General features: G+C 69.9%; 9 protein-coding genes. 3 read left to right on the forward strand and 6 right to left on the reverse strand.

Going from position 1 to position 12,267, the window contains the following annotated elements; genetic code table 11:
* Positions 1-2 precede the first annotated feature (2 nt).
* On the reverse strand, positions 3-1,430 hold the full coding sequence (locus tag ACLJPX_RS39735) for an FAD-dependent oxidoreductase (protein ID WP_410605406.1): 1,428 nt from the start codon (positions 1,428-1,430) through the stop codon (positions 3-5).
* Complete coding sequence (locus tag ACLJPX_RS39740; RefSeq protein WP_410605407.1) at positions 1,427-3,496, reverse strand: molybdopterin oxidoreductase family protein; 2,070 nt, start codon at positions 3,494-3,496, stop codon at positions 1,427-1,429. The genes ACLJPX_RS39735 and ACLJPX_RS39740 overlap by 4 nt, the downstream gene beginning before the upstream one ends.
* 707 nt (positions 3,497-4,203) lie before the next feature.
* On the opposite strand from ACLJPX_RS39740, the gene ACLJPX_RS39745 reads away from it, so the two are divergent.
* The 3 genes from ACLJPX_RS39745 to ACLJPX_RS39755 are packed head-to-tail and all read left to right on the forward strand — an operon-like array spanning position 4,204 to position 7,664.
* Positions 4,204-4,728, forward strand: a complete 525-nt coding sequence (locus ACLJPX_RS39745) for a PadR family transcriptional regulator (RefSeq protein WP_410605408.1) — start codon at positions 4,204-4,206, stop codon at positions 4,726-4,728.
* 18 nt (positions 4,729-4,746) lie between these two features.
* The gene (locus ACLJPX_RS39750) at positions 4,747-5,427 is read left to right on the forward strand and encodes an ABC transporter ATP-binding protein (protein WP_410605409.1); all 681 of its coding nucleotides are present in this window, start codon (positions 4,747-4,749) and stop codon (positions 5,425-5,427) included.
* A complete protein-coding gene (locus ACLJPX_RS39755) occupies positions 5,424-7,664 on the forward strand; it encodes an FtsX-like permease family protein (protein WP_410605410.1) in 2,241 nt (746 codons plus the stop codon). The genes ACLJPX_RS39750 and ACLJPX_RS39755 overlap by 4 nt, the downstream gene beginning before the upstream one ends.
* Positions 7,665-7,708: 44 nt before the next feature.
* On the opposite strand, the gene ACLJPX_RS39760 is transcribed toward ACLJPX_RS39755, so the two are convergent.
* From ACLJPX_RS39760 to ACLJPX_RS39775, 4 genes are all read right to left on the reverse strand, one after another.
* A complete protein-coding gene (locus ACLJPX_RS39760; RefSeq protein ID WP_410605411.1) occupies positions 7,709-8,506 on the reverse strand; it encodes a TIGR02569 family protein in 798 nt (265 codons plus the stop codon).
* 137 nt (positions 8,507-8,643) lie between these two features.
* The gene (moeZ, locus tag ACLJPX_RS39765; RefSeq protein ID WP_101612522.1) at positions 8,644-9,822 is read right to left on the reverse strand and encodes an adenylyltransferase/sulfurtransferase MoeZ; all 1,179 of its coding nucleotides are present in this window, start codon (positions 9,820-9,822) and stop codon (positions 8,644-8,646) included.
* A gap of 118 nt (positions 9,823-9,940) precedes the next feature.
* Complete coding sequence (locus ACLJPX_RS39770) at positions 9,941-11,110, reverse strand: DUF3152 domain-containing protein (protein WP_410605412.1); 1,170 nt, start codon at positions 11,108-11,110, stop codon at positions 9,941-9,943.
* 81 nt (positions 11,111-11,191) lie between these two features.
* Positions 11,192-12,049, reverse strand: coding sequence for an alpha/beta fold hydrolase (locus ACLJPX_RS39775; RefSeq protein ID WP_168214653.1), 858 nt, complete (start codon positions 12,047-12,049; stop codon positions 11,192-11,194).
* Positions 12,050-12,267: the final 218 nt, after the last annotated feature.

The raw sequence follows: 12,267 nt of genomic DNA on the forward strand, positions 1-12,267 counted from the left end.
GTTCACTGGGCGGCCAGCCATTTCGCGACCCCGCCGACGGCGTCCTTGCAGCCGCCGCAGCCGGTCGTCGCGCGGGTCGCCCCGGCGAGGGCGGGAACGTCGGTGGCACCGGCACGCCAGGCCTCGACGAGCCGTCCCTTGGTCACCGCGTTGCAGCGGCAGATGACCGCCGACGCGGGCAGATCGGCCGGGCTCGACGCCGACGGCGCCCCGGCGGGCAGCGCGCGCCCCAGAAGGACGGCGAGCCGGTCTTCGGGCACCGGCGTGCCCCGGTCGTAGAGTTGCGTGATCGTCGCGGCCGCGTCGGGCAGGCCGAGCAGGATCGCGCCCGCCACCTTGTTTTCGCGGACGACGAGCTTGCCGTAGCGGCAGCCCGCCGGGTCGCTGAAGGTGAGCACCTCGGCGGTCGGATCGTCCGCGCCGGTCATCGTCTCGCCGAGCGCGGTGAGGTCGATGCCGCGGGCCTTCAACCGCGTCACCGCCTGGGTGCCGTGGTAGCGCGACGCGGATTTCGTCCCGGTGACCAGATCCGCGACGACTGCGGCCTGTTCCCACGCGGGCTGCACGAGACCGCCGAAGGCGCCGGGATGCCGGGCGCAGTCGCCGATCGCGTGGATCCGGCCGTCGCTGGTGCGCAGCAGATCGTCGACGACGATGCCGCCGTCGACGGTCAGCCCGGCGTCCACGGCCAGTTTCGTCTCGGCGCGGACACCGGTCGAGACGACGATGAGATCGGCGGGGACGTGCGTGCCGTCGTCGAGTTTGAGCCCGTCGCCGCTCACGTAGCGTGCCGCGCCGACACCGAGCCGGAAGCCGACGCCGAGTTCTTCGAGCTTCCTGGTCAGCACCCGCGCGGATTCCGCGTCCAGCTGACGTTCCATGACGTGCGGCATCGGATGCACGACGGTGACGAGGTTTCCGCGCCCAGCGAGGCCTCGCGCCGCCTCCAGGCCGAGGAGCCCGCCGCCGAGTACGGCGACCGGTGCGCCCAGTTTGGCGGCGTCGAGGATCCGGGCGCAGTCGTCGAGCGTGCGGAACGCGACGACGTCCGGACCCGCTTCGAGACCTTCGACCGGCGGCATCCACGGATTGGCTCCGGTGGCGAGCACGAGCGCGTCGTAGTCCACAGTGGACCCATCGTCGAGGTGCACTCGCCGGGTCGCGCGGTCGATCGCCGTCGCGGCGACCCCACGACGCAGATCGGCTCCGGTGCGGGTCGGCCATTCGTCGTCGTGGAGCCGGACGACCTCGGGCCGCATGGTCCCGGCGACCACCGAAGACAGCAGCACCCGGTTGTAGGCGGCGTGCGTCTCGGCGCCGACGACGGTAAGCCGGACGCGTTCGCCGTCGGGATCGCGGCGGCGGATGTCGTCCGCCAGCCGCGCGCCCGCCATCCCGTATCCGGCGATGACCACCGACCGGGGGCTCACGCGACGACCTCGGCGGGGGCGAGCGCGACCGCGCACACCTTGAACTCGGGCATCCGGCTCGTCGGGTCGAGTGCCGGATTGGTCAGCAGGTTCGCCCGGCCCTCACCGGGGAAGTGGAACGGCAGGAACACCAGGTCCGGGCGCAGCGACGGCACGCACCGAACCCGGGCGACGGTTTCCCCGCGCCGGGACCGCACGACCGCGAGGTCGCCCTCGGCCAGCCCCGCCCGGGCGGCGGTGTCGGGATGAACTTCCACGAAGGCCTCCGCTACGACGTCGTTCAGCTCCTTGACCAGCCGGGTCTGCGCCCCGGACTGGTAGTGCTGCAGGACCCGGCCGGTGGTGACCTGCAAGGGGAATTCGGCGTCGGGCGGCTCGGCCGGGCCGACGTGGTCCACCGGCACGAACCGCGCGCGGCCGTCCGGGTGCGCGAAGGAGCCGAGGAACATCCGCGGCGTGCCGGGATGCGTTTCCGCCGGGACGGGCCAGTACAGCGCCTCGCCGTCGCGGAGCCTGTCGTAGGTGACGCCCGAATAGTCGGCGACACCACCCTTGGACGCCCGGCGAAGCTCGGTGAAGACGGTCTCCGCGTCGGCGGGGAACCGGCCTTCGGGCTGACCTAGCCGCCGGGCGAGTTCGGAAAGCACGAACAGATCGGTCCGCACTCCGGACGGCGGGTCGATCGCCTTGCGCCGCAGCAGGATCCGGCCTTCGAGATTGGTCATCGTGCCGTCCTCCTCGGCCCACTGGGTGACCGGCAGGACGACGTCGGCCATCGCCGCGGTCTCCGACAGGACGAGGTCCGAGACCACCAGGAAGTCCAAAGAGGACACGCGATCCTGGATATTTCCCGCCCCGGGGGACGAAACGACGAGGTTGCTGCCGAACACCATCAACGCGCTCGGTCCGTCTTCAGTGCCGAGCGCCTCCAGCAGTTCGACGGCCGAACGCCCCGGCCCCGGCAGGGATTCCGGCGGCACACCCCAGACTCCGGCGACGTACTCGCGGGCGGCGGGGTCGTCGATCTTACGGTAGCCGGGCAGCTGGTCGGCCTTCTGCCCGTGCTCGCGTCCGCCTTGTCCGTTGCCCTGACCGGTCAGGCAGCCGAATCCGGATCCCTTGCGACCGGGAAGGCCGAGCGCGAGCGCGAGATTGATCCACGCGTTGACCATCGCCGTGCCGTTGGCGTGCTGTTCGGTGCCGCGTGCGGTGAGGATGTAGGCGTTGCGAGCCGAGGCGAGTTTGGCGGCGACGCGGCGCTGGTCCGCGGCGGAGACCCCGGTGACCTGCTCGACGCGCTCCGGCCACCACGCCGCGACCGAACGCCACAGTTCCTCGAAGCCGTTCGTGCGTTCGTCTATATAGGACTGATCGAGCAGGCCATCGGCGACGACGGCGTGCAGGATCCCTTGCGCGAGAGCGAGATCGGTACCGGGCGCGGGCGCGAGGTGCAGTCCGGCCAGTTCGGCGGTCGGGGTCCGGCGGGGGTCGACGACGATCAGGTCCGCGCGTTTGAGATGTTGCGTGAACGGCGGCATCGTCTCGGCCGGGTTCGCGCCGATCAGCAGGACGGCGTCGGCGTCGGCGAGATCCGTGACCGGGAACGGCATCCCGCGGTCGGCGCCGAAAGCCTTGATCCCGGCTGCGGCCGCCGAGGACATACAGAACCGGCCGTTGTAGTCGATCTGCGAGGTACCCAGCGCGACGCGGGCGAATTTCCCCAGCAGGTAGGCCTTTTCGTTGGTGAGCCCGCCGCCGCCGAAGACGGCGACCGAGTCGGCGCCCTTGGCCGCGCGGATCTCGGCGAGCCGTCGCGCGACGAGGTCGAGCGCCTGCTCCCAGGTCGCGGGCCGGAGTTCGCCGTCGATGCGGATCAGCGGGGTCGTCAGGCGGGAAGGGGAAGTAAGGAGCTCTCCCGACGTCCAGCCCTTCTGGCACAGACCGCCCGCGTTGACCGGGAAGTCGCGCGGGGTGACCCGGGCGCCGTCGAGGCTCATTCCGCACTGCAAGGCGCAGTACGGGCAGTGCGTGTCCACCGCGGTTCGGGCGGGAGCGGCGAGCGGCACGGGCACCTCCTCCAGGCGTCGATTGCGCCTGAAGGTAGGTAGGCCGTGTTACCTGGAAACTCCTGAATGTTTCAGGCGTTTGACATTGCCCACCCCCGGCGGACGTCACACGGTGAGGTGGCGCGAGGAGCTGAAGGGGCCTTTCCCCGCATGCGACGCGGTGAAAGACCCCTTCAGCCCCGCTCTTGACGGCCCGCCGCAAACGTCGCGAAAGCCACTTTCGGGACATCAAAAGCAGTCAGAGGGCTGCCCACGCAAGCTGAAAGGGCCTTTCCCCCATGCCACGCAGGGCTCCGGCAAAGTCGACTATCCGCTGGTCACAGGGGTGACGGAGCGGACTCGTCACCCGCGGCCTGACACGCTCCTCGAATGTCCACAGAGGACACTTCCGGCGCATCATTGCCCGATTTGGGTGGTTCGCATGGAGGTCGTGAGTGGTAAAAGTCGCTCTAACGCCCCTTGCCACTCACGACCCCCACGCAAAACCGCGCAAAGCACTCAAATCAGGCATCAACCCATCCCGCAGCCCCTTGTGGACAGTCGCCCCCGCCAGGCGACAACCAGCCCGCTGGAAACCCTCGAAACCTGACACGTGCGAATAGCCGACTTCGCCGAGACCCTGGCATGCGACGCGGCGAAAGGCCCCTTCAGCAGCTATGCACTCGATGTATAGATGGTGCATATACACACTGTGTATAGTTGCCCGCATGTCCATCGGGAACACCCTGCTCGGCCTGCTCGAAGCCGGCCCCAAGCACGGTTACGACCTCAAACAGCTCTACGACAAGCAGTTCCGGCAAGACCGCCCGCTGCACTACGGGCAGGTCTATTCGACGCTGAACCGGCTCCTGAAGAACGGTCTCGTCGAAGAGAACGGCGTCGAGGCGGGCGGCGGTCCGGACCGGAAGCGGTACGCGATCACCGACGCCGGCGTCACCAACGTCGAAGAATGGCTGAAAAGCCCGGAAAATCCCTCGGTCTACCTGCAGAACACGCTCTACACCAAGGTCGTGCTCGCGATCCTCTCCGGCCGGGGCGCCCAGGACCTGCTCGACTCCCAGCGTGGCTCCCACCTCCGCGCCATGCGTGAGCTCACCGCCCGCAAAACCGGCGGCGACCTCGCCGACCAGCTCATCTGCGATCACGCGCTGTTCCACCTGGAGGCGGATCTGCGGTGGCTGGAGCTCACCGCGGCCCGCCTCGACGATCTCGCGCGCCAGCTGGCGCACTGAAACCCTGGGGACCACAAAGTGGAAACACCGTTGTTACAAGGGCTGGGCCTGCACAAGGCTTTCGGTCCCGATCAGGCGCTCGCCGGGGCCGGGCTGACGCTCGAAGCCGGGGAGATCGTCGCGATCATGGGCCCGTCGGGCTCGGGGAAGTCGACCCTGCTGCACTGCCTGTCCGGCATCCTGCGCCCCGACCGCGGCGAGGTGCTGTTCCGCGGCCGCGAGCTCGCGAACATGACCGACAGCGAACGCAGTGCCTTGCGGCGCACCGAATTCGGCTTCGTCTTCCAGTTCGGTCAGCTCGTGCCGGAACTGACCTGCCTGGAAAACGTCGCGTTGCCGTTGCGGCTCGGCGGGATGAAACGCCGTCCCGCCGAGCGGCTCGCGCGGGAGTGGCTCGACAGGCTGGAAGTCGGCGACTCGGACGACAGCACCCCCGGACAGGTGTCGGGCGGGCAGAGCCAGCGGGTCGCCATGGCCAGGGCGCTGATCACCGAACCGTCGGTGATCTTCGCCGACGAACCCACGGGCGCGCTGGACACGCTCAGCGGCGAGCGCGTCATGCGCCTGCTTTCCGAGACGGCGAAGCAGACCGACGCCGCCGTCGTCCTGGTCACCCACGAACCGCGGGTGGCCGCCTACTCCGACCGGGAGGTCATCGTGCGGGACGGCCGGACACGTGAACCGGTGGTGACCCGGTGACCGGACGCGAAGACCTGTTGCTGGGGTTCCGGCTGGCCGTCGGGGGTGGCCGGGGCTCGATCGTCAGGCTCGTCCTGGGCGCCGTCGGCATCGGGCTCGCGGTGGCGATCCTGCTGACCGGAGCCTCCGCGGGCACCATCACGGAAAACCGGGACCAGCGGGCGTTCGCCTCGTACGTGCAGAGCGAGCCGATCCCGGGCGTCGCCCCGCTGGCCTACCTCCCGGCGACGACCGACTTCCGCGGTCAGGCGATCTCGCTCGTCCACCTGCGGCCCACCGGGCCGAACTCGCCGATCCCGCCGGGTGTGGACCGGCTGCCCGCACCGGGCGAGGTCTTCCTTTCGCCGAAGCTGGACGAACTCGTCGCGGCCGACACCAGTGGCCTGCTGCGGCCGCGGCTGCCCGGCAACCCGGTCGGGGTCATCGCCGCGGAGACCGTGCTCAATCCGAACGACCTGGTCGCCTACGTCGGGTCGGGCACGCTGCAGTCCGGCCCCATGGTCTACGGCTTCGGCGCCCAGCGCGGCTACGACGACGCGGTCGAGAAGGGAGTCCTGGCGCTCCTGCTGATCGGGCTCTTCGTCCTGCTCACACCGGTGTTCATCTTCATCGGGACGATCTCCCGGCTCGGCGGCGCCACCCGGGACCGGCGGCTCGCCGCGTTGCGGCTGGCGGGCTCGTCCGCGGGCCAGCTGCGCCGGATCACCGCGGCGGAATCGCTCGTGGGCGCCGCGGCCGGGCTCGTCACCGGCGCCGCGTTGTTCCTGCTCTTCCGCGGCGCGGTGACGAACTTCCAGGTGTTCCGCTTCGGGCTCTACCCGAAGGACCTCACACCGGCGTGGCCACTGGTCGTGCTGATCGTGCTCCTCGTCCCCGCGCTGACCGTGGTGACGGCGTGGTTCGCCCAGCGGCACACGATCGTCGAACCGCTCGGCGTCGTCCGCGAGTCCGCGCCGCCGAAGCGGCGGTTGTGGTGGCGGCTGTTGCCGGTCGTCGCCGGACTCGCCTTGGTGCTCCCGGATTTCGGCGTGGCGAGCGAACTCGGCCGGGCGGCGCTGATCGCCGGGGTGGTCCTGCTGATGCTCGGGATCCCGGCGCTGCTGCCGTGGCTGCTGGACCGCGTCGTGTCACGGATCAAGGGCGGGTCACCGTCGTTCCAGCTCGCGATCCGCCGCCTGCGGACCGACAGCGGGACGCCGTCGCGGGTGGTCGCGGGCCTCTGCGTGGTGCTCGCCGGGGCGATCGGGTTGCAGAGCCTGATGGCGGGCCAGGCAGCGTTGCAGGACGGCCACCGGGACACGACGGACGGCCGGACGATGGTCTACGCCGAGGGCCCGGTGGCGGACAAGGCGGTGGCCGCGGTACGCGCGGTGCCGGGCTCCGCCGATGTCCAGACCGTGCGCTCGCTGTTCGTCACCGCGAACCCCGCGGACGCCCTCTCCGCGCTCGCCGTCGCCGACTGCCCCACGATCGAAGCGTCGACGGGGGTCACGGGCTGCCGGGACGGCGACGTGTTCACCGAATCGGTATCACTCCACAAAGGACAGTCCGTGACGCTGACCGACGACACCAAGCGGGAACAGCCCTGGACCGTTCCGGCCACGCCGCGGCCGTTCGGCGGGAAGCCGTCGGGTATCACCCAGTTGCTCGCGGTGCGCGTGTTCGTGACACCGTCGGCGATGGCAGGTGCCGACCTGTCCGGCGCCTCGGTCACGGTGAGCCTGCGTGACGGGACCGGGAATCCCGACTTCGTCGAACTGGTGCGGAACTCGGTCGCCCCGCTCGGCTGGGAGGCCACGGTGGCCGCGTACAACGAGAAGCGGATCACCGACGAGGCCCGGATGTTCGGGGACGCGCGGAACATCCTGCTCGGCGGCGCGCTGTTCGTCCTGCTGCTGGCCGGGGTGAGCCTGCTCGTGCTCGCCCAGGAACAGGTGCGGGAACGGCGGCGGGCGCTGGGCGCGCTGTCCGCCACCGGGGTCCCGGTGCGCGTGATCCTCCGGTCCCTGGTGTGGCAGAACGGGATCCCGTTGCTGCTGGGGATGGTGATCGCGACGGCCACCGGGATCGGGATCGCCGCGGTGGGCAGGCGGATGTTCTGGGACGCGGTGTACATCGACTGGACCGCGGTCGGGGTGCTCGCCGCGGCGGCGATCGTGATGGTGCTGCTGGTGACGGCGTCCACGCTGCCGTTCGTGCGCTCGGCGGCGAAGGCGGAGAGCCTGCGCACCGAGTGAAAGCCGGTGAAGGCCCCTTCTTCCGAGGAGGGGCCTTCACTGGTCTACAAGACGGCGCTGACGTCGCGGGCGGCGGCGCGGAGGCCGTCGTGCGCCGCTCGCGTCGATCGCGGATCGAGGGCGTTGGCCGCCAAGCGGAAAAGGACGGCCCGCAGGAGAAGCTGGGGCCATTGCGGGAGATGCGCCCAGCGTTCGAGCAGATCGATGGTGGCACCGCCCCAGGCCAGCGCGTCGACCGCGACGATCGCGGCGCCCCATTCACCGGGCCGGTAGTACGGCACGAAATCGACGATGCCGGGGGCCTCGTCGCCGTCGAACAGCACCCCGGCGAGAAGCTCCCCGTGGACGACCTGGTCCGGCAGGTTGACCGGTCTTCGGGACCCGGCCAGTACCTCGAACCAGCGGCCGCCCTTGTTCTCGTCGAGGGACATGTCCGCCTCGCCCCACGCGAGTTTGTCGGCCAGGGCCTCGATGTCGGTGCGCCGCCCCAGGAAGTCCGGCCGCGGCAGCCCCGCCGTCGCCCGGTGCAGCTTGACCGCCGTGTGCACGACCTCGTCGTACCGGTGCTCGGCCGTACCCGACACGAACCGGTTCGCCGACCAGCCGCCGACCACCCACCGGCCGTCGCTGGACCGGACCGGCCTCGCGACCCGCAGCCCCGGCTCGTCCACGGCCTCCAGCGCCCGGGCCGTCCACAGGGTCCGCGACTTGTCCACGACCGGCTTCAGCACGAGATCGGCGTAGCGCCAGGCGGTGGTGCCGGGCATCGGCTCCGCGTCACCGTCACGTCCGCCGAACGCCGAACAGACGTGTTCCGGAGGGCTTTCTAGGGTGGCACGCACGGCACGGGACGTTACCTCGTGAACCGTTCCACGAACGAGAAGACGCGCTGGTGACGCGACGTCTCCCCCAGCGCGTGAAGGCCCCCTTCCCTCGGTTCAGCCGAGGGAAGGGGGCCTTCACGCGCATCGGAAAGGGATCAGTAGGTCGGCAGGCTCTGGTCGATCTGCCGCGCCCAGGCCAGTACGCCGCCACCGAGGTGGGTCGCGTCCTTGAACCCGGCCTGGTGCAGCGCCGCGAGCGCCTCCGCGGAGCGCGCACCCGACTTGCAGTGCAGCACGATGGGCTTGTCCTGCGGCAGTTCCGACAGCGCCTCGCCCGAGAGGATCTTGTCCTTCGGGATCAGCGTCGCGCCCTTGATGTTCACGATCTCGTACTCGTGCGGCTCGCGGACGTCGATGAGGGCGAAGTTGTCGCCGTTGTCGAACTTGGCCTTGAGCTCCGCCGGAGTGATCGTGTGGCCCGAAGCGGCCGAAGCGGCCTCGTCGGACACGACACCGCAGAACGCTTCGTAGTCGATGAGCTCGGTGATCTGCGGGGTCTCCGGATCCTTGCGGATCTTGACCTCGCGGTACTTCATCTCGAGCGCGTCGTAGCTGACGAGCCTGCCCAGCAGCGGCTCACCGATGCCGGTGATCAGCTTGATCGCCTCGTTGACCATGATCGAGCCGATCGACGCGCACAGCACGCCCAGCACGCCACCCTCGGCGCACGACGGGACCATGCCGGGCGGCGGCGGCTCGGGGTAGAGGTCGCGGTAGTTGAGGCCCTTGCCGTTCGGCGCGTTCTCCCAGAACACGCTCGCCTGCCCCTCGAACCGGTAGATCGAGCCCCACACGTAGGGCTTGCCGGTGAGCACGGCGGCGTCGTTGACCAGGTACCGCGTGGCGAAGTTGTCGGTGCCGTCGAGGATCAGGTCGTACTGCTCGAACAGCTCCAGCGCGTTCGACGACTCGAGCCTGTCGGTGTGCAGATGCACCCTCACGAAGGGGTTGATCTCGGCGATCGACTCCTGCGCCGACGCGGCCTTGAGCTTGCCGATGTCGGACTGGCCGTGGATGACCTGGCGGTGCAGATTCGATTCGTCGACCTCGTCGAAGTCGACGATGCCGAGCGTGCCGACCCCGGCCGCGGCCAGGTACAGCAGCGCGGGGCTGCCGAGGCCACCGGCACCGATGACCAGCACCTTGGCGTTCTTCAACCGCTTCTGCCCGGTCACCCCGACGTCCGGGATGATCAGGTGACGGCTGTACCGGGCCACCTCTTCCTTGGTGAGCTCGGCGGCCGGCTCGACGAGCGGCGGCAGCGTGCCTGACATCGGGTCCTCCATCTCGCGTGGATCGCGGGTCGCATCCCAGTATCTACAACACGGACAGGCGGAAACGACTTCCCCTGTTTCATATCCTGGGATTTTCCAGCAGGTGAGACGGCGAAGACTAGGGTGTCTGATTCGGCCAGGAACCCGGCTTGCAGACGAAACCGTTCGCGGGCACCCGGCCGCGGTCGCCGCCGGGGAGATTGTTCAGCTGCGCCACGAAGTCGTTGGAGACGCCGAAGGTCTGCTGCATCATCACCGGCGCGATCCCGCCGTTGACCTGGCAACCCACGTGCTTCCCGCCCAGGGCGTGCCCGACCTCGTGATTGATGGCGTACTGGCGATATCCGGTCATGTCGCTCTCGAAGGCCATCGCCCCCCGCACCCAGCGGGCGAGGTTGATCACCACGCGCTTGTCGAAGCTCGAGCGGTAGCACGACGTCTCGTAGGTGATCTGGAACATGCAGACGTCGGCGCGATGCGTCGTTTCCGGTGTGGTGAGGCTCACCCGGAAGCTGGGGTTCGGGAAACTCGCGTCCACGCGCTGGAGCGCCTTCTTGCCGTCCCACGTCCAGCTCTTGGGATTGGAGAGGGTGCCCTCCACCATCGCGGCGAAGCTGTCGTCGCCCTGGTAGCTGGCCGCGTCGATGCCGTCCTCGACCTCGATCGTGTAGGTGAACAGCTGCCCCGTGCCCACCTTCTCGCCCTTGCCCGGCACCACGTGATAGGTGCCCTTGCCGGACTGGGTGAAGTCGCCGCCCTTGGGCAGGTCGGCGGTCGGGATCTTGAGATCGACCGGTTTGGCCGGGTTCTCCGGGAGGACGTCGCCGCCCCCGTCGACGCCCGCGCCCGGCTCGCCGCCGTTGCCGGCGGAACCGTCCGCCGAAGTGAGGCTCGCCCCGTCGGTGGCGATCGGCTCGGCGGGGCCGGTGGCGGTGTTGAACACGACCAGCGCGGTGATCACCACCAGGATCGGCAGCGCGTACACCCGCCAGCCGTAGGTCTTGGCGAAGTGGCCGATGCCGCCCTTCGGCTTGCGCTTGGCGGCACCGCCCTTGGCGCCGGGCTCGTGCGGCTTCCAGGACGCGCTGAGCGGCTGGGCGCTGGTCCGGCGGCCGCCCGGGCGGTAGCGGTCTTCGTCGAGCCGCTCCGACGGAGGCGGCGACGGCCGGTACTGCCCGGTGCGCGGAACGTCCGAGGTCCTGGGCTGCGCGCGCGGCGAACGACGGGCGGATGCGGAGTACTGAGACCGCCGACCTTCGCCCTGCGCGTCTTGCTTCACCCGGTCCACGGGCACCAGGGTGCCATAACCGAACTGTGATGTTGTGAGCGACCGGCGCGTGGTGCGGCGTGTCCTGCCCACCCGAATGGGCTACCAGGTGCCCGATTCGACCGATTCCCACATCCCCAAAACGGCCTTCGCTACTACATTCGGGCGTTCCATCTGCGCCACATGGCCGGTTCGGGGGAGAACGAGCAACCGGGCGTGCGGAAGTAGCCGAGCGGTGCGCTCGGCGCGCCGGACGGAGATCACCCGGTCGTGCTGCCCCCAGACGACGAGTGTCGGCGTGGCGACCGTCGGCGCGACGGCCCACAACGACGCGGGTCCGCGTGCGGACCACGTCCGGAAGATGCCGAAAGTGCTGCGGGCGAGCGCGGGGGTGGCCCAGGCGAAAGCGGCGCGAGCGCTGTGTTCCTCCTCGAGCTCGTTCAGCCTGCTCTCGGCGAAGCGTCCCGGATCGGCGAAGCACAGCTTGATGACCTGCATGGCGCGTTCGCGCGGGCCGAGCGCGGCCAGCTGACGGCGCACCCGCGGACCGATCAGCGGCAGGTACGCGAACGCCATCCGCGGGTCGGAAAGCCGCTTCATGCTGGGCCGGAGATCCGGCATCGCGGGCGAGATCAGCGTCAGCGTCTTCACCAGCTCCGGACGGCGGGCCGCGACGAGCAGCGCGACCGCGCCGCCCATCGAGTTGCCGAGCAGGTGCACCGGCCCGGTTTCGAGGCTCTCGATGTGGGTCGCGACGATCTCGGCGTGCGCGTCGAGACTGAAGCTGAACCCGTCCGGCGGCTCCGAATAGCCGAAACCCGGCAAATCGACCGAGGTGCCGCCCGCTTGGGGCGCCAGGAGCGCGGCGAGGTCGGTCCAATTCGTGGACGATCCGCCGAGTCCGTGGACGTAAACCGCCGTTTCGGGGCCACCCGGGGTCCGGCGGATGTGCAATTTCACCCCGCCGACACTTATTGTTTCCCCGGGCCAAGGCGGCGGTGCGGGGTCCAGCGACGGCAATGACCTGCGCGAGAGCGGCACATGGGTCAGCGGCGGGCGGTCCCGGGCGGCACGGGAAACTGAAGACGACACAGCACCAGGATGCCCGACCCTTGGCGGTCCGGCCGTACCGGCGAGTAATCTCGAGTTCACTTCACGCGGCGGTGACCCCGCCCTGC

It is taken from the genome of Amycolatopsis sp. lyj-90, assembly GCF_046549035.1.
Classification (GTDB): Bacteria; Actinomycetota; Actinomycetes; order Mycobacteriales; family Pseudonocardiaceae; genus Amycolatopsis.